The 19301-nt window shown below is 66.8% G+C and carries 18 protein-coding genes, 1 other RNA gene and 1 pseudogene; 4 read left to right on the forward strand and 16 right to left on the reverse strand.

The genetic code is table 11. The annotated features are described in order from the left end of the window. Positions 1 to 182: 182 nt before the first annotated feature. Both gloB and R0D99_RS11170 read left to right on the forward strand, forming a co-directional pair. A complete protein-coding gene (gene gloB / locus R0D99_RS11165) occupies positions 183 to 950 on the forward strand; it encodes a hydroxyacylglutathione hydrolase (RefSeq protein WP_317748318.1) in 768 nt (255 codons plus the stop codon). Beyond that, positions 950 to 2647 carry a transglycosylase SLT domain-containing protein gene (locus R0D99_RS11170; RefSeq protein ID WP_317748319.1) on the forward strand — a complete coding sequence of 566 codons (1698 nt, stop codon included), beginning with the start codon at positions 950 to 952 and terminating at the stop codon, positions 2645 to 2647. Before gloB ends, R0D99_RS11170 begins: the two co-directional genes overlap by 1 nt. Before the next feature lie 25 nt (positions 2648 to 2672). On the opposite strand, the gene R0D99_RS11175 is transcribed toward R0D99_RS11170, so the two are convergent. The 4 genes from R0D99_RS11175 to dnaX all read right to left on the reverse strand — a co-directional run bounded on the left by R0D99_RS11175 (position 2673) and on the right by dnaX (position 7242). Beyond that, a complete protein-coding gene (locus tag R0D99_RS11175) occupies positions 2673 to 3773 on the reverse strand; it encodes an ABC transporter substrate-binding protein (RefSeq protein WP_317748320.1) in 1101 nt (366 codons plus the stop codon). Positions 3774 to 4046: 273 nt separating this feature from the next. Beyond that, on the reverse strand, positions 4047 to 4637 hold the full coding sequence (gene recR, locus R0D99_RS11180) for a recombination mediator RecR (protein ID WP_317748321.1): 591 nt from the start codon (positions 4635 to 4637) through the stop codon (positions 4047 to 4049). 277 nt (positions 4638 to 4914) lie between these two features. Continuing rightward, positions 4915 to 5250 (reverse strand): YbaB/EbfC family nucleoid-associated protein, encoded by a 336-nt coding sequence (locus R0D99_RS11185; protein ID WP_317748322.1) that lies wholly within the window; start codon positions 5248 to 5250, stop codon positions 4915 to 4917. 30 nt (positions 5251 to 5280) lie between these two features. After that, positions 5281 to 7242 (reverse strand): DNA polymerase III subunit gamma/tau, encoded by a 1962-nt coding sequence (gene dnaX, locus R0D99_RS11190; RefSeq protein ID WP_317748323.1) that lies wholly within the window; start codon positions 7240 to 7242, stop codon positions 5281 to 5283. 466 nt (positions 7243 to 7708) lie between these two features. Here dnaX and ffs point away from each other — a divergent pair. Continuing rightward, positions 7709 to 7805, forward strand: an RNA gene (ffs, locus tag R0D99_RS11195) — signal recognition particle sRNA small type. Positions 7806 to 7950: 145 nt separating this feature from the next. Here ffs and R0D99_RS11200 read toward each other — a convergent pair. From R0D99_RS11200 to R0D99_RS11245, 10 genes and pseudogenes are all read right to left on the reverse strand, one after another. Beyond that, positions 7951 to 8223, reverse strand: a complete 273-nt coding sequence (locus R0D99_RS11200) for a hypothetical protein (protein WP_317748324.1) — start codon at positions 8221 to 8223, stop codon at positions 7951 to 7953. Positions 8224 to 8248: 25 nt separating this feature from the next. Continuing rightward, positions 8249 to 8533 carry a nitrogen fixation protein FixH gene (locus R0D99_RS11205; RefSeq protein ID WP_317748325.1) on the reverse strand — a complete coding sequence of 95 codons (285 nt, stop codon included), beginning with the start codon at positions 8531 to 8533 and terminating at the stop codon, positions 8249 to 8251. 20 nt (positions 8534 to 8553) lie between these two features. After that, positions 8554 to 9984: a cytochrome c oxidase accessory protein CcoG gene (gene ccoG / locus R0D99_RS11210; RefSeq protein ID WP_416365875.1), complete on the reverse strand. Its 1431-nt coding sequence runs from the start codon at positions 9982 to 9984 to the stop codon at positions 8554 to 8556. Positions 9985 to 10168: 184 nt separating this feature from the next. Further along, positions 10169 to 10525, reverse strand: a complete 357-nt coding sequence (locus tag R0D99_RS11215; protein ID WP_317751078.1) for an OmpA family protein — start codon at positions 10523 to 10525, stop codon at positions 10169 to 10171. Continuing rightward, positions 10520 to 11425: pseudogene (gene ccoP / locus R0D99_RS11220) on the reverse strand (cytochrome-c oxidase, cbb3-type subunit III); the annotation flags it as partial. The gene R0D99_RS11215 and the pseudogene ccoP, both read right to left, overlap by 6 nt. Positions 11426 to 11469: 44 nt before the next feature. Next, entirely contained in the window at positions 11470 to 11610 is a 141-nt protein-coding gene (locus R0D99_RS11225) for a cbb3-type cytochrome c oxidase subunit 3 (RefSeq protein ID WP_317748326.1), read from the reverse strand. 23 nt (positions 11611 to 11633) lie between these two features. Further along, positions 11634 to 12254, reverse strand: coding sequence for a cytochrome-c oxidase, cbb3-type subunit II (gene ccoO / locus R0D99_RS11230; protein WP_317748327.1), 621 nt, complete (start codon positions 12252 to 12254; stop codon positions 11634 to 11636). A gap of 21 nt (positions 12255 to 12275) precedes the next feature. Continuing rightward, positions 12276 to 13712 (reverse strand): cytochrome-c oxidase, cbb3-type subunit I, encoded by a 1437-nt coding sequence (gene ccoN / locus R0D99_RS11235; protein WP_317748328.1) that lies wholly within the window; start codon positions 13710 to 13712, stop codon positions 12276 to 12278. A 67-nt stretch (positions 13713 to 13779) separates the two neighbouring features. Beyond that, the gene (gene ccoS / locus R0D99_RS11240) at positions 13780 to 13917 is read right to left on the reverse strand and encodes a cbb3-type cytochrome oxidase assembly protein CcoS (protein WP_317748329.1); all 138 of its coding nucleotides are present in this window, start codon (positions 13915 to 13917) and stop codon (positions 13780 to 13782) included. After that, entirely contained in the window at positions 13918 to 16233 is a 2316-nt protein-coding gene (locus R0D99_RS11245) for a cation-translocating P-type ATPase (protein WP_317748330.1), read from the reverse strand. A gap of 199 nt (positions 16234 to 16432) precedes the next feature. Between R0D99_RS11245 and R0D99_RS11250 the strand changes: the two genes are divergently transcribed. Further along, the gene (locus R0D99_RS11250; RefSeq protein WP_317748331.1) at positions 16433 to 16876 is read left to right on the forward strand and encodes a universal stress protein; all 444 of its coding nucleotides are present in this window, start codon (positions 16433 to 16435) and stop codon (positions 16874 to 16876) included. A gap of 123 nt (positions 16877 to 16999) precedes the next feature. Here the strand turns inward: R0D99_RS11250 and R0D99_RS11255 are convergent, their stop codons facing one another. Both R0D99_RS11255 and R0D99_RS11260 read right to left on the reverse strand, forming a co-directional pair. Continuing rightward, entirely contained in the window at positions 17000 to 17596 is a 597-nt protein-coding gene (locus R0D99_RS11255; RefSeq protein WP_317748332.1) for a LapA family protein, read from the reverse strand. Between the two features lie 124 nt (positions 17597 to 17720). Then, positions 17721 to 19280 carry a malonyl-CoA synthase gene (locus R0D99_RS11260; protein WP_317748333.1) on the reverse strand — a complete coding sequence of 520 codons (1560 nt, stop codon included), beginning with the start codon at positions 19278 to 19280 and terminating at the stop codon, positions 17721 to 17723. Positions 19281 to 19301: the final 21 nt, after the last annotated feature.

Here is a 19301-nt window from a genome sequence, read left to right on the forward strand (position 1 = left end):
GTGGGGCTGTGCGCCTTGCCCTGGGAGTCGCGACAACGCGGGCGTCCGTTGCAGGTCCGGCCGCGGCCGCGCACCTGCCCTGCAGGCCTTTTGTGGCGGCGCGCTGGGCTTGGGGCCCTGGGGATGTAAAGATGGGTTGCAAGGCTCGGGATGGTGGCAGCGGTTTTTATAATTCGCCGCTCATGGATTTGATTGCGCTTCCCGCTTTTTCCGACAACTACTTCTGGCTGCTGCACAACGGCGCCGATGCGCTGGTGGTGGACCCGGGCGACGCAGCGCCCGTGCAGGCCGCGCTGGCAACGCACGGTTTGCGGCTGTCGGACATTCTAGTCACGCACCACCACGCCGATCACACGGGCGGCGTAGCCGCCTTGCGCGCGGCCACCGGCGCCCGCGTGTTCGGCCCGGCGCGTGAACGTATTCCCGAGCCGTTCACGCCGCTGGCCGGCGGCGACGTGGTGCAGGCCCTGGGCGTGGGCTGGCGCGTGATCGACGTGCCGGGGCACACGGCGGGGCATATTGCCTACTTCGCGCCGGATGTCGACGGCGCGCCGCTGCTGTTCTGCGGTGACACGCTGTTTTCAGGCGGTTGCGGGCGCCTGTTCGAAGGCACGCCCGCGCAGATGCTGGCCTCGCTCGACGCGCTGGCTGCCTTGCCTGCCGACACGCGGGTGTGCTGCGCGCACGAATACACGCTGTCCAACCTGCGCTTTGCGCGCACGGTCGAACCGGGCAACGCGGCGCTGGCGGACTACGAGCGGCACTGCCAGCAACTGCGTGCCGAAGGCCAGCCGACGCTGCCCTCCACCATCGGCACCGAGCGGGCCATCAATCCCTTCCTGCGCAGCCGCGAACCCGCGGTGACCCGGTCGGTGCGCGAGCGCGCGCCCACCGCAACCGACGAAGTGGCGGTGTTCGCCGCGCTTCGCCAATGGAAAAACGAGTTTTGATGAACAGATTCCTAGGCTTGGCGCTGGCCGTCAGCATCGCCCTGGCCGGCTGCGCCGCGCCGGGCACGTCTTCGCCCGGCGCCGATGGCGCGCCCACCCCGGCCGGCAGCCGCACCACGGCCCGCTCGGGCGAGATGCCCGACGTGGCGGTGTCCGAACTGCGCGGCGCCACCGTAGCCCAGCTGGAAGCGCCGGCCGACCTGTGGGACCGCATCCGCCGCGGCTACGCCATGCCCGAGCTGGAAGGCGATCTGGTGGCGCGGCACGAGCAGTGGTACAGCACGCGGCCGGACTACATCGAGCGCATGGTGAGCCGCTCGCGCCTGTACATCTTCCATATCGTTGAGGAGCTGGAGCTGCGCGGCATGCCGACCGAGCTGGCGCTGCTGCCCTACATCGAATCGGCCTTCAACCCGCAGGCGGTGAGCAGCGCCAAGGCGGCAGGCATGTGGCAGTTCATGCCGGCCACGGGGCGCGACTTCCAGCTGCAGCAGAACATGTTCCGCGACGACCGTCGCAACGTGCTGGATTCGACCCGCGCCGCGCTCGACTACCTGCAGAAGCTGCACGACATGTTCGGCGACTGGCATCTGGCGCTGGCGGCCTACAACTGGGGCCAGGGCAACGTCAAGCGCGCCGTCGAACGCAACCGCGCCGCGGGCCTGCCGGTCGGCTACATGGACCTTAACATGCCGGCCGAGACGCGCAACTACGTGCCCAAGCTGCAGGCGGTCAAGAACATCATCGCCAACCCGCAGCGCCACGGCACCGTGCTGCCGCTGATCGAGAATCACCCGTTCTTCGACACCGTCGACATCAAGCACGACATCGACGTGGAAACCGCGGCGCGCATGGCCGAGGTGCGGGTGGAGGACTTCAAGGCGCTCAACCCGTCGCAGCGCAAGCCGGTGATCTTTGCCGCCGGCACGCCGCAGATCCTGCTGCCGTGGAACAACGCTGCCGTCTTCCAGCAGAAGCTGGCCAAGGCCGACCCCGCATCGCTGGCCTCATGGACGGCCTGGGTGGCGCCGTCCACCCTGCCCTCGCGTGAAGTCGCCAGCCGCTTCGGCATGGACGAGGAAGACTTCCGCGAGATGAACAACATCCCGCGCGGCATGGTGATCAAGGCCGGCTCCACGCTGCTGGTGCGCCGCGCGGGCCAGGCCAGCGCCGTGTCGGAGAGCGTGGTCAACAACGCCCATCTGGCCTACACGCCCGAAATCGTGCTCAAGCGCACCAGCGTGCGCGCCCGCAAGGGCGACTCCATCGCGACGGTGGCCGCGCGCTACGACCTGCCGGCGGCCACGGTGGCGGGCTGGAACCACACCAGCGCCCGCGCCGGCCTCAAGCGCGGCCAGGCGGTGGTGCTGTACCTGCCGGTGCGGGCCGCCGCCGCGGCCGCGCGCGAGGGCGTCGAAGCCGCGCGACGCCAGCAGGCCGAAGACCGCCGCGCCCGCAGCAGCGCCACATCCGACCGGCAGCGCGACGCGCGCGAATCGCGGGCCGCCGGCAAGGGCCGGCACGCCAGCGCCAAGGCCGAACCCGCCAAGGCGAGGTCCGCCAAGGCCGCGCCGGGCAAGGGCGAAGCCAAGGCCAGCCGCGCCAAGCCGGAGCCGAGCGCCAAACCAGCGTCCAAGCAAGCGGACAAGCCCGCTGCCAAGGCGGGGTCGAAGGCTGCCGCCAAGTCCAAGCGCTGAACCCGCGCGGGACGGCGCCGATGGATCAGCCGGGCGGCACCCCGGCGCCGATGCCCGACACCTGGAAGCGCTGCTTGGCGCGGCGCACGAAATCGTTGGTGTAGGTGGCACCCGGCGACTGCGGCCGCACGGTGACGCCGGTCGGCGGGTACAGCGCGACGATGCGGTGCGCCACCGCTACGGCCTCCTCGGACACCATGCCGTCGGGCGACATGGCTTCGCGCGCTTTTTCCAGCGCCGCCAGGTAGATGGCGCGGTCGCCGTACATGTAGGCTTCGGGCACGGCGCGCACGATATCGCTCGGCCCGGCGGTCTGCAGCCATTTCAGTGCCCGCAGGATGGCGTTGGCCAGCGCCTGCACGGTTTGCGAATAGCGCACCACAAAGGCCTGCGGCGCATACAGGCAGGCGCCCGGCATGGGGCCACCGTACACGTCGTGCGTGCCGCGCAGCGAGCGCGTGTCGGCCACCACACGAATGTCGCCCCGGAATTCCAGCATGCTGATGACCGGGTCGATGCTGCAGATGGCGTCGACGCGCCCCTCGCGCACCGCCGTCGCGGCCGCCGTGGAGGTGCCCACGCCCACGTATTCGACATCGTTGGGCGACAGCCCGTGCCGCGCCACCACCATCTGCGCGAACCAGTGCGTGAGCGAATCGGGCGCCGACACACCCACGCGGTGCCCCTTCAACTGGGCCAGCGCCTTGACGTCGGGCTGCACGCGCGGGCTGACACCGAACACCACCTGTGGTGCCCGCCCCAGAAAGGCGAACGCGCGGCAGCTGTAGCCACGCTGGCGCAGAAGAATCGGGTGTTCGAGCCCGCCCACCGCCACGTCGGCCCGTCCCTGCAGCATCGATTGCTGCGCCAGACTGCCGCCAGCATGGTCGAGCAGCTCGACATCCAGGCCTTCGTCGCTGAAGTATTTCAACTGCTCGGCAATGGTCAGCGGCAGACAGAACAGCGCCGTCTTGCCGCCGACGGCGATGGTCACCTTGCGCTTGTCCTGCGGTGCCTGCGCGCGTGACGCGCCTGCCGCCGCCGCCGTGGCGGCCGCCACCGTGCGCAGCCAGTGACGGCGCGTCAGCGAGGGGAACAGCGGGTGATGGAATGCAGGATCGAACATGGCCCAAAGCGAACGTCCGACGGTATCCCAAGCCTAGTCTTCAGGGCATCGGCAGCTACCCGCATGGGGTTTCTGTGTAGGGCTGACCGTGCGGTCAGCTGCAGGTCAGGCACGCGCGATGAATGCGGCATGACAGCGGCGTGACAGCGCTGATGCGGCGCACGTGCCGAAGCGTGTTGCGCGGCGCATCGACACCATGCATACAGGCCGCTGAACCGTGCCTTGCGCTTGACTGGATTGCGCAGTCAGCTATTAAAAATGAAGCAAACAGATTTACCGCCGGTCGGCCAGCGCGTGCGCGATGGTGCCGAGATCGACGTATTCCAGTTCACTGCCCGCGGGCACGCCGCGCGCCAGTCGCGTGACCGAGAGGCCGCGGGCCTTCAGCGCCTGCCCGATGACGTGGGCCGTCGCCTCGCCTTCGGCGGTGAAGTTGGTGGCCAGGATCACTTCCTGCACCGTGCCGTCGAGTGCGCGCTCGATCAGTTTCTGCACGCCGATGTCGCGCGGCCCGATGCCGTCCAGCGGACTCAAGCGCCCCATCAGCACGAAGTAACGGCCGTTGAACGCCGCCGTGCGCTCCAGCGCCGCCTGGTCGGCCGGCGTCTCCACCACCGCCAGCTTGCTGGCATCGCGCCGCGGGTCGCGGCAGGTGGCGCAGACCTCGCGCTCGGTGAAGGTGTGGCACAGCGCGCAATGCCGCACGCTCGCCACCGCGTCCTGCAGCGACCGCGCCAACAGTTGCGCACCGTCGCGGTCGTGCTGCAGCAAATGAAACGCCATCCGCTGCGCCGAACGCACACCCACCCCCGGCAAGCGCCTGAGCGCCTGCACCAGGGTGTCGAGGCTGTGGGTGTCACTCATTCTTCGGGTCGGGCGTTGAGCGTTGAGCGTTGAGCGTTGAGCGTTGAGCGTTGAGCGTTGAGCGTTGAGCGTTGAGCGTTGAGCGTTGAGCGTTGAGCGTTGAGCGTTGGGCGTTGGCAGAACCGGCCGCTGTGAGTGCCCTCAGGCGGCCGCGGAGCAGGCCACGCCAGCGGCCGCCCGAGCCGGGGTTCCCCCGGCGACCAGCGGCGTCCCCCTTCCCGCGCGCAGCGCGGCAAAGAAGGGGGAAGCGGCGTCAGCCGCTCAGGGGGATGTGTCTCTAGAACGGAAACTTCATGCCCGACGGCAGCCCCGGCATGCCCGCCGGCATCAGCTTGCCCATCTTCTCGGCCGACAGTTCCTCGGCCTTGCGCACGGCGGCGTTGAAGGCGGCAGCGACCAGGTCTTCGAGCATGTCCTTGTCGTCGGCCAGCAGGCTGGGGTCGATGGTGACGCGCTTGACGTCGTGCTTGGCGGTCATCAGCACCTTGACCAGGCCGGCGCCGGATTCGCCTTCGACTTCCATCAGCGCGAGTTCGTCCTGCGCCTTCTTCAGGTTGTCCTGCATGGCCTGGGCCTGCTTCATCAGGCCGGCGAGTTGTCCTTTGTTGAACATCGGGTTTCCTTCGGGTTCAGATTCAATACATCAAAGCGGCTTGATGCTTCCGGGCACGATTTTCGCGCCAAAGTCGCGGATCATCTCCTGCACGAACGGGTCGGCCATCAGCAGCGCTTCGGCGGCCTTCAGGCGCTGTTCGGCGGCAATCTTGTTGCGGCGCGCCGGGCTGTCGGCCACGGGGCCGATCTCGACCCGCAGGCGCACCGGGTGGCCTGCGTCGGCCAACGCAGTTTGCAGGCGTTCGCGCGCGGCAGACTGGCCGAGCGACTCGCTTTCGACCTGCAAGGTCCATTGTCCGTCGCCGCGCGACGTCAACTGCGATTGCAGCGCCAGTTCGCGCACCAGCGCAGTGATGGCTTCGCGCGCCACCAGATCCTGCACCACGCCGTGCCAGAAATCGCCCTCGGCGCCAGGCACCAGGGTGGGTGGCGCGGCCATCAGCGGCCGGGGCCGCGGCTCCGGCGCATCGGCTGCCTCGCGCACCGTCACCGCTACTATATTTGTAGCATCCAACGCACTATCAGCAAGCGCTGCCGGCAGATTTTCTTCAGAATTCAAGGGTGGCGGCTGCTGATGGACAGGCAGGGGCTGCAACACCGGGCGACCGCGCGCCGGATGAGCCGTCGAGGCATCGATGTCGCGCCTGGCGAGCGTGGGCTCGTCGGCCCGGTCGGCATCGGGCCACAGCCCCTCGTTGCCCTCGTCCCAGTCGTCGGGCGGACCCGCATCTGCTGCGCGATCTATTTGCGCCGGCGGCGCGGGCTGCGGCGCTGGCGGCGGGCTGAGGGCGGGCGTGGGCTTGGCGGGCGCCTGTACCGGCGCCGCCGCGTCGGGCTCAACCCGCTTCAGAGTTTTTTTTTCAGCCGCGGCGCTGGCCTGGGGGGACGCGCCGGCCTTGAACGGCAGCAAGCGCAACAGCACCATCGTCAGGCCGGCATATTCATCCGGCGCCAGCCCCAGTTCAGCGCGGCCATGAATGCACAGGCTGTACAGCAGCTGCGTTTCGTCGGCGGGCATGGCGGCGGCCAGGCGCGCGATCTCTTGCGCGTCGGGGTCGGTCTCGTCCACGGCCACGTCGCCCACGGCCTGCTGCACGGCCATGCGCTGCAGCACGCTGGCCATGTCCTCCAGCGTGTTGGCGGCCGACTGGCCCGCGGCGCGCAGTTGATCGGCCAATTCGACCACCGTGCGGCCGTCGCCCGCGGCCAGTGCATCGATGAGACGGAACACCACGCCGTGGTCCACGCTGCCCAGCATCTGGCGCACCGCGGCTTCATCGAGCCGGCCGGAGCCGAAGGCGATGGCCTGGTCGGCCAGGCTGAGCGCGTCGCGCATGGAACCACGGGCCGCGCGCGCCAGCAGGCGCAGAGAACCAGGGTCGGCGGGCACTTTTTCGGCGGCCAGCACGCTCGCCAAGTGATCGAGCACCGTTTCAGGCGCCATGGGCCGCAGGTTGAACTGCAGGCAGCGCGACAGCACGGTGACCGGCACTTTCTGCGGGTCGGTGGTGGCCAGCACGAACTTGAGGTAGTCGGGTGGCTCTTCCAGCGTCTTCAATATGGCGTTGAAGGCGGTGTTGGTGAGCATGTGCACTTCGTCGATCATGAAGACCTTGAAGCGCCCTTGCACAGGCTTGTAGACGGCCTGCTCCAGCAGGCCCTGCACTTCGTCCACGCCGCGGTTGCTGGCGGCGTCCAGTTCGGTGTAATCGACAAAGCGCCCGGCGTCGATGTCGGTGCACGCGGCGCACACGCCGCATGGCTCGGCCGTGATGCCGCCCTGCCCGTCGGCGCCGGTGCAGTTGAGCGACTTGGCCAGGATGCGCGACACCGTCGTCTTGCCGACGCCGCGTGTGCCGGTGAACAGGTAGGCGTGGTGCAGGCGCTGCTGCGTCAACGCGTTGGTGAGCGCCTGCACAACGTGCTCCTGACCCACCATTTCGGAGAAATTCCGCGGACGGTACTTGCGGGCCAGAACCAGATACGACATGGCCCGGATTCTACGGGGCGAAAGCGGCCGGGTCGGGATTAGAGGACGCACTCCGAAACCGTGCGCAAAACCGGCGAAGACTATCCCCGGCGCGCAAAACGGGCTATGCTGCACCGCAACAGAACATCCGTCGTCTTGTGCGGTGACACTGCGCGCCGTTGAGGAGCGCAGCGCAGCCGCCCACCCTGCCTCATGTCGTATCTATTCGAAGCAACCGACGAAACGCGCCACCCCGCGGCCCGGCCCGACATGCGCGACCGTGCCGCCGCGCTGAGCCAGGCGCTGGCCGACTGCTGCCACCCCCCGCGCCGCGCGCCTGCAGGCCCGGCTGACAGGCCACCTGGACGCCGATCAGCTGGCCCTGCTGCGTGGCGAGGTGCTGAACCTGCTCGCCCTCAGCTTCGGCGCCGCCGAAGCCCAGCGCCGACTGCAGGACGCCGCCCCCCCACAAGCTACAATAGCCAGCGACGGGCCTTCCCGCATGGTGAAGGAGCCAACCGGGTCAGGTGGGGAACCAAGCAGCCCTAACTTTGGAGCCAGTGCCGGGGAAAAGGCTCGTCACCTTATTTGCCAAAAGTCCTTTGCTGACAATGCCTTGGCATGGTCCTAACGCCAGCTTCCTGGCGTTGTAGCACTTGGCTGTAGCACCCGCAGGTGCTACCCGCTAACGCCAGTGCGAATTTTCAGCTTCGATAAGGCGCCACCGGCTCAGGATGGCGTATCGGATGAATCCTGCGGCTGAAGCTGGTTGAGTTCAAACGGCGGCACGGCCAGCAGCACCGTGAGTGCGCTGGAGATCATCATCATGAACCAGAAGATCAGGAACGTGACGGTGTAGATGGCCTGCCTGGACCAGCCGGCTGGCTTGCCGAACAGGGTCAGCATTTCGGGGTCGAGTACCGCAAAGACCATCAACTCGAGCGCGGCCGCCACCAGAAAGGCCGGCCACGCGATCCAGAACAGGCGTTGCTTGGTGATCATGACGATGTAGGCACGGTGGCAGGAATCATTGTCCGGTGCGCGGATCGGCCGGTGGCTGCTGCGGTGGCACCCCGCCGGTGGCAGCGTGGTTGCGCGCCTGCAGGGCCGGCACTGCGGTGGCACCCACCTCGTCGGCGGGTTGCTGTGCGGTGCGGTTGGCGCGCGGCGCGTCGGTGTAGACGGGGTCGGGGTGGCTCACCGCCAGATACAGCGTGACAAAGCCTGCCACCACGACGACCGCCGGGCCGCCCACCACGAGCCACATGTGCGGATACCGCCACCATGGGCCAGAACGCTTGGGATCGGTCATGACTTGAACTCCTGCGGGATTCATCGCGGCACCAGGAACACGGTTTTTTCGTGCACGGTGCCGACATCGGATGCAATGGTGAGCGTGACCGGGTGCGAGCCCGGGCCGGCGGCGTTGTACGGCAGTTGCAGCTGCACAGGCACCCACAGCGAGCCGGCGGCCTCCACGTTCACCGTCGACTGCGACGTGAGCGCAAGGCCCGGCAGGCCTTCCACGCTAAGGCGATAGTCCTGCGGCTGCTCGGTCGCGTTCATGATCTGCACGCGGTACACGTTCTCGATGTTGCCGCCCTGCACGATGCGGGCCAGCGACGCGCGGTCGCGCACCACATCCACCTTAAAGGGCGTACGCAGGTAGATGCTGGCCAGCAAGCCCATGGTGACAGCGGCCAGGATGGCGGAATACAGCAGCACGCGCGGGCGCAGGATGTGCCGGATGATCTCGGATCGGCCCCAGCGCTGCTCCAGCCCGTGCTGCGTCGTGTAACGGATCAGGCCACGCGGGTAGCCGACCTTGTCCATCACGTCATTGCACACGTCGATGCACGCGGCGCAGCTGATGCATTCGTACTGCAGGCCGTTGCGGATGTCGATGCCTGTGGGACACACCTGCACGCACAGGGTGCAGTTGACGCAGTCGCCCAGGCCCATCGCCTTGGGGTCGGCCTTGCGCGAGCGCGCGCCGCGCGGTTCGCCGCGCTGCTTGTCGTACGAGACAATGAGCGTGTCCTTGTCGAACATGGCGCTCTGGAAGCGCGCATAAGGGCACATGTACTTGCACACCTGCTCGCGCATGTAGCCGGCGTTGCCGTAGGTGGCAAAGCCATAGAAGAAGATCCAGAACGTCTGCCAGGGGCCGAGCGTCCAGGCCGCCACGTGGTGGGCCAGTTCACGAATGGGCGTGAAATAGCCCACGAAGGTGAAGCCGGTCCAGAGCCCGACAGCGATCCACGCCAGCTGCTTGGCCGTCTTGCGCAAAAACTTGTTGCCCGACATGGGCGCGGCATCCAGCCGCATGCGGGCGGATCGGTCGCCTTCGATCTTGCGCTCGATCCACAGATAGATTTCGGTGTAGACGGTTTGCGGGCACGCGTAGCCGCACCACTGCCGGCCGGCCACCGCGGTGAACAGAAACAGCAACAGGGCTGAGATGATCAGGATGCCCGACAGGTAGATGACGTCCTGCGGGTACAGCACCAGCCCAAAGATATAGAAGCGGCGCGCTTCCAGGTCGAACAGCATGGCCTGGCGGCCGTTCCACTGCAGCCACGGCATGCCGTAGAAGAACAGCTGCGTGGCCCACACAAAGAACCAGCGCCATTTGGCGAACAGGCCCGTGACGCTGCGGGAATAGATTTTCTTGTGTGCCTGGTACAGGGACACCATGACCTCGTCGTCGGCCACGGCAGCGGCGGACGCAACGGGTTTTTCGGGAGATGCGGGAGTGTTCAAGACGACTTCTCGGGAACGAACATCGACAAAGGACTGCGGTCTCCTCCGGACTCAGTCGCCGCGCAGTCTCGGCGCTGGCGTCCTGTCTCGATTGTATTACTTAAGCCGTTGCGCATATAACGATTCAGCGACAAAAAAGCCGGGCGCGCAATGCGCAGCCCGGCTTTTGCTCAGTGCGAAGTGGTCACATCAGCTTGACTTCGACGCGACGGGCCTGGGCGCCGGCGCCAGCTTCAACGTTGCCCGGCTTTTGCAGGTCGATGCTGCCTTCGTCCACGCCCAGCGCCTTGAGCTGGTCGCGCACGGCCACGGCGCGCTGCTTGGCCAGTTCTTCGTTCTGCGCGGCGCTGCCGGTCGAATCGACATAGCCGCTGACGATGGCCTTCTTGCCCGCCTTGACGCCCGCCACGATCTCGGCCAGCGCCTTGTCGGCGCCGGCCGCCACATCGGCCTTGCCGGTGGCAAAGAAGAACTTGACGATGCCGTTCTCCACGCTGATGGAGGCTGCGTCGGCGGCCGGCGCTGCGGCCGCGTCGGCCACGCCGCCGCCCTTGCCCCAGACGTAGGCGGTGAGGACCTTGAGCTGCTCAGGCGTGAACTTCGATTCCCACGCGGGCATGACACCGGTCTTGCCGTTGTTGATCATGTTCACGATGTGCGCCTCGACGCCAGGGCCGTGCGTGAACACGCCCGTCGTCAGGTTGGGCGCGCCCAGTGCGGGGTTGCCCTTGCCATCGGCGCCGTGGCAGGCCGCGCAGACGGTGAACTTTTCCTTGCCCAGGTTGGCGCGCACGGAATCGTTCGGCGAACCCGACAGGCTCAGCACATAGTTGGCCACGTTGCGCACGTCGTCCGGCGAACCGACCGCGGCAGCCATCGGCGTCATCACGCCCATGCGGCCCTTGGCGATGGTTTCGTGGATCTTGTCCGGCGTGCCGCCCCAGTTCCAATGCTTGTCGGTCAGGTTGGGGAAGCCCTTGCTACCGCGTGCGTCCGAGCCGTGGCATTGCGCGCAGTTGTTCAGGAACAGGCGGTCGCCGATGGCCATGGCCTCGGGGTCCTTGGCCAGCTGCTGCGGGTTCATGCCGGCGAAGCGCGCATACAGCGGTGCCACCTGCTCGTTGCCGCGCGCCACTTCGGCGTCGAACTGGCCGGCCTGCGACCACTTCAGCGAACCCGGATACGAACCCAGGCCGGGATAGAGGTACAGATAGGCAAATGCGAACAGGCAGGTCAGCACGAACAGGCCCACCCACCAGCGCGGCAGGGGGTTGTTCATTTCGCGCAGGTCGCCGTCCCAGACGTGGCCTGTGGTGTTGTCGGCGGCCGTCATGGCCTTGGTCTTGCCGCTGATGACCAGCAGCGCCAGGCACGCCAGGATGCTCAGGATCGTGACGCCGGCAATGAAGACCGACCAGAAGTTGCTCGTGAAGTCGCTCATTTTGGGTATTCCTTAGGCTGCAACGCGGGTTGCGCGGATTTGCATCAATCCTGCTGCTTGAAGGGCAACTGCGCGGCCTCGTCGAAATCGGCCTGGTTGCGGCGTGACCACGCCCATACCACGATGCCGATGAAGACAACGAAAGCCACCACCGTCACGATGCTTCGGAGCAGGTTGATGTCCATGAAAAACCTCGCGTTGCGTGCGTTTACTTGCGGTGAATGCCCAGCACCTGGAGGTAGGCGATGACGGCATCCATCTCGGTCTTGCCCTTGAGTTCCTCGGGCGCCTTGGCGATTTCTTCGTCGCTGTAGGGCACGCCCACGCGACGCAGGCCGGTCATGTGCGCGGAGATGGTCGCTGCGTTGGCGGCGTTCTTCTCCAGCCACGGATAGGCCGGCATGTTGGACTCGGGCACCACGTCACGCGGGTTGTTCAGGTGCACGCGATGCCAGTCGTCGCTGTAGCGGCCGCCCACGCGCGCCAGGTCGGGACCGGTGCGCTTGCTGCCCCACTGGAACGGGTGGTCGTAGACGAACTCGCCAGCCACCGAGTACGGGCCGTAGCGCAGCGCTTCGGCGCGGAAGGGGCGGATCATCTGCGAGTGGCAGTTGTAGCAGCCTTCTCGCTGGTAGATGTCACGACCGGCCAGCTGCAGCGCGGTGTAGGGCTTGAGGCCTTCGATCGGCTGCGTGGTGGACTTCTGGAAGAACAGCGGGACGATCTCGACGATGCCGCCCACCGCCACGGTGAGCAGGATGAGCACGATCATCAGGAAGTTGCTGGTCTCGATCTTGGCGTGACCCGTGGTGGGATGTGCTTGAGCCATGTTGTTTACTCCTTACTGGCTTCAGGCGTGGGCGGCCACGGCCGGAATCTGCACCGGCGTGGCACGGCCGGCAGCCGCAGTCTTGACGGTGTTCCACAGCATGATGAGCATGCCGCCGAGATACAGCAGGCCGCCCAGCAGACGCAGCACATAGAACGGATAGGTGGCCTTCACCGACTCGACGAAGGTGTAGGTCAGGGTGCCGTCGGCGTTGACGGCGCGCCACATCAGGCCTTGCATCACACCGGCAATCCACATCGCGGCGATGTAGACCACGATACCGATGGTGGCGGTCCAGAAGTGCACCTCAACGGCCTTCATGCTGTACATCTGCTTCTGGCCGAACAGGCGCGGGATCAGGTAGTACATGGAGCCCATGGTGATCAGGCCCACCCAGCCCAGCGCACCGGAGTGCACGTGGCCCACCGTCCAGTCGGTGTAGTGGCTCAGCGCGTTGACGGTCTTGATGGACATCATCGGACCTTCGAACGTGGACATGCCGTAGAACGACAGCGACACGATCAGGAAGCGCAGGATCGGGTCGTCACGCAGCTTGTGCCAGGCGCCCGACAGGGTCATGATGCCGTTGATCATGCCGCCCCAGCTGGGTGCCAGCAGGATCAGCGAAAACAGCATGCCCACGCTCTGCGCCCAGTCCGGCAGGGCCGTGTAGTGCAGGTGGTGCGGGCCGGCCCACATGTAGGTGAAGATCAGCGCCCAGAAGTGGACGATGGACAGGCGATAGCTGTACACCGGACGCTCAGCCTGCTTGGGGATGAAGTAATACATCATGCCCAGGAAGCCAGCGGTCAGGAAGAAGCCCACCGCGTTGTGGCCGTACCACCACTGGACCATGGCGTCCTGCACGCCCGCGTAGGCCGAGTAGGACTTCATCGGGCCAACCGGGATCTCAGCGCTGTTGACCACGTGCAGCAGCGCCACCGCCAGGATGAAGCCGCCGTAGAACCAGTTGGCCACGTAGATGTGCTTGACGCGCCGCGTGCCGACGGTGCCGAAGAACACCACCGCGTACGCCACCCAGACCAGCGTGATCAGGATGTCGATCGGCCACTCCAGCTCGGCGTATTCCTTGCCGGTGGTGAAGCCGAGCGGCAGCGAGACCGCTGCGGCGACGATGATGAGTTGCCAGCCCCAGAAGGTGAAGGCCGCCAGCTTGTCGCTGAACAGGCGCACCTGGCAGGTGCGCTGCACCACGTAGTAGGAGGTGGCGAACAGACCGCAACCGCCAAACGCAAAGATCACCGCATTGGTGTGCAGGGGTCGCAATCGACCGTAGCTCAGCCAGGGAATCCCCAGATTCAGCTCGGGCCAGGCGAGCTGGGCAGCGATGATCACGCCGACCAGCATGCCCACCACGCCCCATACCACCGTCATGATGGCGAATTGTCTGACCACTTTGTCGTTATAGACCGTGGCCCGTGTATTGGCGAATGTCATTTCCACCTCTTCCTGATAAAACCTTCAGCAGTATCCCGACTCGTATTATGGTCGCGGTTGACGTACGTCAATCGTGATCGAGAATCCGCTCGCCTTCCCGGTCGACGTCGTCGAACTGGCCACGGTAGATGGCCCACCACAACGCCCCGAGGATAAAGAAAACCAGCACCACCGACAGCGGGATGAGCAGGTAAAGAATATCCATCTAGTGCACCTCGACCGGCTGCGTATCGGGCTTCGACAGCCGCAGCGCATTCAACACCACCACCAGCGAACTGGCCGCCATGCCCAGCCCGGCGGCCCAGGGCGGCATGTAGCCGGCCATGGCCAGCGGAACGCCGACCGCGTTGTAGGCCGCCGCCCAGCCGAGATTTTCTCTCACGATGCGCATGGTGCGGCGCGCCTTGGCGTGGCACATCGGTATCAGCGACAGGCGGTCGCCCAGCACGACGAAATCGGCCTGGGCGCGCGCCAGCGGCACCGACCGCCCGAAGGCAAACGACACGTCGGCGCCCGCCAGCACGGGGCCGTCGTTCAGGCCATCACCGACCATCGCCACGCTGGCGCCCGCCGCCTGTGCGTCGCGCAGGTCGGCCAGCTTGTCGTCGGGCAGGCAGCCGCCGCGCGCGTCGTCGATGCCGGCCAGCTGCCCCAGGCGCGCGGCCGCCTCCGGCCGGTCGCCAGACAGCAGCCGCACCGTGACGCCTTCGCGCCGCAGGGCCTCCACGCTGGCGCGCGCGTCGGGCCGCAGGTCTTCGCGCAGGTGAAAGCTCGCCAGCCACCCGTTCGAGTCGCTCAGATGGGTCGTCGGCCCCTGCGCCGCCAGGGCAGGCACGCCGCAGAACGCGGCTGAGCCCAGCCGCAAGTCGTTGAAGCTGCCATCTGCCTCGGCCACACGGGCCGTGACGCCCTGCCCCATCACCTCGTGCAGGTCCGTCAGCGCCGTCGCCGGGGCCGCGCCTTCGTCGCGCGCGGCGTCGACCATGGCCCGCGACAGGGGGTGAAGACTGGCCTGCGCCATGGCTGCGGCCAGCCCCAGCGCCTGCGCGCGGCCCACGCCCGGCCGAAGGCGCACCTCCTCCAGCACGAAGGCATCGCGCGTCAGCGTGCCGGTCTTGTCGAACACCACCGTGTCCACGTGCGACAGCGTTTCCAGCGCCTGCATGCGGCGCACCAGCACGCCATCGCGCGCCAGCGCGCCGGCACTGGCCAGCATGGCCGCGGGCGTGGCCAGCGACAGCGCGCACGGGCAGGTGACCACCAAAATCGCCACCGCAATCATCAGTGCGTGGCCCGGGTCGCTTGACCACCACCAGGCGCAAGACAGGCCGGCGGCGATCAGCACGAAGATCAGGAACGGCTTGGCCAGCCGATCGGCCAGCAACGCGATCTGCGGCTTGCTGGTGGACGCCTGCTCCATCAGCGCCACGATCTGCGCATAGCGCGTTTCACCGCCCACCTGTTCGACGCGCATGTCCACGGGCGAGGTCAGGTTGTGGCTTCCGGCCACCACGCGCTGCCCCTCGCCCCGCATCAACGGCGTCGATTCGCCCGTCAGCAGCGCCTCATCGGCCGACGTCTGCCCCTTCACCACCACGCCATCCGCCGGAAAGACTTCGCCGGGCAACACGCGCAGCAGGTCGCCCACGCGGATGCGGCGCACCGACACGCGCTCCCAGGCGCTGGCGGTACTCCACCGCTGCACGCTGTCGGGTAGGCGGTGCATCAGGGCTTCCAGCGCGCCTGCCGTCCGGTCGCGCAGACGCAATTCCAGCCAGCGCCCGGTCAACAGGAAGAACACGAACATCGTCAGCGAATCGAAATACACCTCGCGCCCGAACAGGCCGCCGGGCTCAAAGGTGCCGAGCGAGCTGACGACAAAGGTGATCAGCATGCCCAGTGCCACCGGCAAATCCATGCTGACGCGCCGCAGCTTCAGGTCCAGCAGCGCATTGCGAAAAAACGGCTGGCACGAAAACAGCACCACCGGCACCGACAGCACCCACTGCGCCCAGCGCAGCAGGTTGACCAGATCGGGCTCGATCTCTCCACTGGCGGTGAAGTACGTCGGCGTGGCGTACATCATCACCTGCATCATGCAAAGCCCGGCCACGCCCAGGCGCCACTGCATCTTGCGGGTCTCTGCCTGGCGCCGCTCGGTGGCGAAGGCGTCGTGCGCCGGCAGCGGGCGATAGCCGGTTCGCAGCACCGCCTGCATCCAGTCGGATGGCCGGGTGACACCTTCGTCCCACACCACGCGCCCGCGTTGGCTGGCCGCACTCACCTCGGCCTGGCGCACGCCCGGCGTCGCCCGCAGCGCCTGTTCGATGGTGCCGGCGCAGGCGGCGCAATGCATGCCTTCGAATACGACGCTGGATTCCCACAGCCCGGCGGTCCCCGCGTGGGACGACTTTTCAACCGGCCGGCTGAACTCCAGCCACTCGTCGCGTTCGTCCAGCAGCGTCCAGGCGCCCTCGCCCCGCGCCGGCTCCGCGCCAGGTGGCGACGCGAGTGCATCCAAGGCCCCCGCACCCGAAGAAATGACGCTTACAGCTTGCTTCACGGGGGCGACTGTACGCGTTCAGGCGCGTCGCCCATCTTGACGCGCGTCAATAACCCGACCCAGATGCCCTGTTAACTTAGGGTATCGTTCAGTTCGGTGCGTATCCTGGTCCGCAGGCCCGCCGCGCGCCCGTTAAGAATTTTTGAGGAGAACCACCATGTACACCCGCATTCTCGTTGCCACCGACGGCTCCAAGCTGTCCAAGAAAGCCGTCGACAGCGCCATCCAGCTGGCCGCCCTGTGCGGTGCAGAACTGATCGCGCTGAAGGTCGTGCCGCGCTATCCGCAAAGCTACTTCGAGGGCTCGATCCCGCTGTCGGCCGACGACGTGGCGCGGGTCGAAAAGCAATGGGCCGACGACGGCCAGAGCGTGCTCGACGGCGTCAAGAAAGCCGCCGAATCGAAGGGCGTCAAGGTCAAGGCCGTGCTGGCCAAGTCCGACGTCGTGTCCGACGCCCTGATCGCCGGTGCCAAGAAACACAAGGCCGACATCATCGTCATGGCATCGCATGGCCGCAAGGGCGTGAAGCGCCTGCTGCTTGGCAGCGAAACGCAGCAGGTGCTGACCCACTCCGAAATCCCGGTGCTGGTGCTGCGCTGATCGACAGCGGCCTGCTACTGCATTGATAGCTGGCAGCGCCGCCGTAGCGGCGCTGGAGCAGGTTTTTGGTATTGCGCCGCGGGAGGCGCCCGCGTTCAGCGCGGAACCGCGTCGCCCACCGGATCAGCACCCGGCGCCACCGCGGGCGCCTGTGGGGGGCAGCGCCGCCGTCACCGCAGGGCGCACCGTGGCGGGTGCGGGCACGTAGCCTGCCAGGCCTTCGCGCAGGCCCATTTCCAGCCGGTCCACCCGCGAATGCAGGTCGCGGTTATGGGTTTCCACCGCCTGCGCCAGGCGGGTGATCTCGGCATCCACCGGGCGGTCGCGCAGCCCCATTTCGGCGCGGTCGACGCGCGCCAGCGTTTCACGCGTGTGTGTGCCAATGACGTCCGACAGGCGCGTGATTTCCTTGTCCAGGTGCGCGCGCAAGTCGGTGAAGCGCGACGCCTCTGCCTTGTCGGCGAGTTCGCGCTGGGCCGACAGCTCTTTCGCGTGGCGGCGGGTTTCCATCAGCACGGTGCCCTGGGTGTAGGCGATCAGCGCGACGAACACCACGGACAGCAGCGCCATCAGCCCCAGCAGCACCAGGCCGAGCGGCGCGTGAACGTCGGCAAAGCCCAGTGTCAGGTTGGTGGGCGTGGTCATCGCCACCCAGTTCAGGCCGACAAAAATGACGATCGCCGCGCCGATCAGCAACAGCAGCAGAGATTTCAATGACATGGGAAATCCACTCAGGGTCGATGGCAAGGATCACCGGGGCGCGGCAAACCAGCCCCGGCAGCGTATTCGTCCGCAAGTGTAGCCCGCTGTGCGGCGCCGACCTGTCAGCGAACGTCGCCAACGATCACGGCTTGAACAGGCCCTGATAGCGGTCGCGCAGCAGGTTTTTCTGCACCTTGCCCATGGTGTTGCGCGGCAGTTCGGTTTCGACGAAGCAGCGCTTGGGAATCTTGAAATTGGCCAGTTGCGATTTCAGCTGGCCCATCAACGCGTCGCCGTCGAGCTGCGCGCCCGGTTTGGCGATGATGACCGCCACACCGACCTCGCCAAAGTCCGGGTGCGGCACGCCCACCACCGCACTCTCGGCCACGCCCGGCATGTCGTTCAGATAGCCCTCGATCTCGGCCGGATAGACGTTGTAGCCGCCGCTGATGATCAAGTCCTTGCTGCGGCCCACGATGGTGATGTAGCCGCGTTCGTCCTGCTTGCCGACGTCGCCCGTCTTGAAGAAGCCGTCGTCGGTGAATTCCTCTTGGGTCTTTTCGGGCATGCGCCAGTAGCCGCTGAAGACGTTGGGGCCTGCCACCTGGATGCCGCCGATCTCGCCCGCCGGCATGGTGGCGCCGTCGTCACCGCGCACCCGCACCTCGACACCCGGCAGCGGGAAGCCCACCGTGCCGCCGCGCCGTTCGGCCTGCCCGTTGAAACGGCCATCCGCACGGTAGGGGTTGCTGGTCAGCATGATGGTTTCGCTCATGCCATAGCGCTCCAGGATGGTGTGGCCGGTGCGCTCGCGCCACTCGTTGAAGGTTTCGATCAGCAAGGGCGCCGAGCCACTGATGAACAGCCGCATGCGCGCCGCCTGCGCCTGCGTCAGCGTGCTTTCACCCAGCATGCGCACGTACAGCGTGGGCACGCCCATGAACACGGTGGCGCGCGGCAGGTCGGCAATGACGCGCCTGGGGTCGAACTTGCCGTGCCACAGCATCTTCGATCCGTTCAGCAAGGCGCCATGAATGGCCACGAACAGGCCGTGCACGTGGAAGATGGGCAGCGCGTGGATCAGCACGTCGCCGGGCTGCCAGCCCCAGTAGTCCTTCAGCATGACGGCGTTCGACAGCAGGTTGCCATGCGACAGCATGGCGCCCTTGCTGCGGCCGGTAGTGCCGCTGGTGTACAGGATCGCCGCCAGGTCGTTCTCGCCGCGCTGCACCGGCGTCTGCTGGTCGCTGCAATGCGCCGCGCGCTCCAGCAGGCTGCCGGTGCGGTCGTCGTCCAGCGTGAACACGTGGCGCGTGCCCGCCTTGAAAGCGATCTGGCTGACCCACGAAAAATTCTTGCTGCTGCACACCACCACGGCCGGATCGGCATTGCCGATGAAGTATTCGATCTCGGCGCTTTGGTAAGCCGTGTTCAGCGGTAGAAAGACAAAGCCCGCCCGCAGCGTGGCCAGGTACAGCACCATGGCCTCCACCGATTTTTCGACCTGCACCGCCACACGCGGCGCCACCCCGTCAGCCGACTTGGGAATGTCGAGCGACTGCAGCAGGTTGGCGATCATGGCGGTGGCGCGGTCCAGGTCGCGCCACGAATACGACAGGCCGTTGTCGGTTTCGACGGCCACGGCGTCCAGGTCGGCCGGGAAGGCTTGCCGCAAGGCGACGAAGAGGTTCTGGTTCTGCATGGTCAGAGCTTGTAGAAAGAG

Origin of the sequence: Ottowia sp. SB7-C50 (genome assembly GCF_033110285.1) — a bacterium.
Lineage (GTDB): Bacteria > Pseudomonadota > Gammaproteobacteria > Burkholderiales > Burkholderiaceae_C > Ottowia.

Excerpts from the sequence above, each read along its gene's own strand:
- dnaX (WP_317748323.1), bottom strand. The coding sequence starts at position 7,242 with ATGTCGTATCTGGTTCTGGCCCGCAAGTACCGTCCGCGGAATTTCTCC.
- R0D99_RS11185 (WP_317748322.1), bottom strand. The coding sequence starts at position 5,250 with ATGTTCAACAAAGGACAACTCGCCGGCCTGATGAAGCAGGCCCAGGCC.
- R0D99_RS11255 (WP_317748332.1), bottom strand. The coding sequence starts at position 17,596 with ATGTCATTGAAATCTCTGCTGCTGTTGCTGATCGGCGCGGCGATCGTC.
- R0D99_RS11200 (WP_317748324.1), bottom strand. The coding sequence starts at position 8,223 with ATGATCACCAAGCAACGCCTGTTCTGGATCGCGTGGCCGGCCTTTCTG.
- ccoN (WP_317748328.1), bottom strand. The coding sequence starts at position 13,712 with ATGACATTCGCCAATACACGGGCCACGGTCTATAACGACAAAGTGGTC.
- R0D99_RS11205 (WP_317748325.1), bottom strand. The coding sequence starts at position 8,533 with ATGACCGATCCCAAGCGTTCTGGCCCATGGTGGCGGTATCCGCACATG.
- R0D99_RS11170 (WP_317748319.1), top strand. The coding sequence starts at position 950 with ATGAACAGATTCCTAGGCTTGGCGCTGGCCGTCAGCATCGCCCTGGCC.
- ccoS (WP_317748329.1), bottom strand. The coding sequence starts at position 13,917 with ATGGATATTCTTTACCTGCTCATCCCGCTGTCGGTGGTGCTGGTTTTC.
- ccoO (WP_317748327.1), bottom strand. The coding sequence starts at position 12,254 with ATGGCTCAAGCACATCCCACCACGGGTCACGCCAAGATCGAGACCAGC.
- R0D99_RS11175 (WP_317748320.1), bottom strand. The coding sequence starts at position 3,773 with ATGTTCGATCCTGCATTCCATCACCCGCTGTTCCCCTCGCTGACGCGC.
- R0D99_RS11225 (WP_317748326.1), bottom strand. The coding sequence starts at position 11,610 with ATGGACATCAACCTGCTCCGAAGCATCGTGACGGTGGTGGCTTTCGTT.
- gloB (WP_317748318.1), top strand. The coding sequence starts at position 183 with ATGGATTTGATTGCGCTTCCCGCTTTTTCCGACAACTACTTCTGGCTG.
- R0D99_RS11260 (WP_317748333.1), bottom strand. The coding sequence starts at position 19,280 with ATGCAGAACCAGAACCTCTTCGTCGCCTTGCGGCAAGCCTTCCCGGCC.
- R0D99_RS11250 (WP_317748331.1), top strand. The coding sequence starts at position 16,433 with ATGTACACCCGCATTCTCGTTGCCACCGACGGCTCCAAGCTGTCCAAG.
- recR (WP_317748321.1), bottom strand. The coding sequence starts at position 4,637 with ATGAGTGACACCCACAGCCTCGACACCCTGGTGCAGGCGCTCAGGCGC.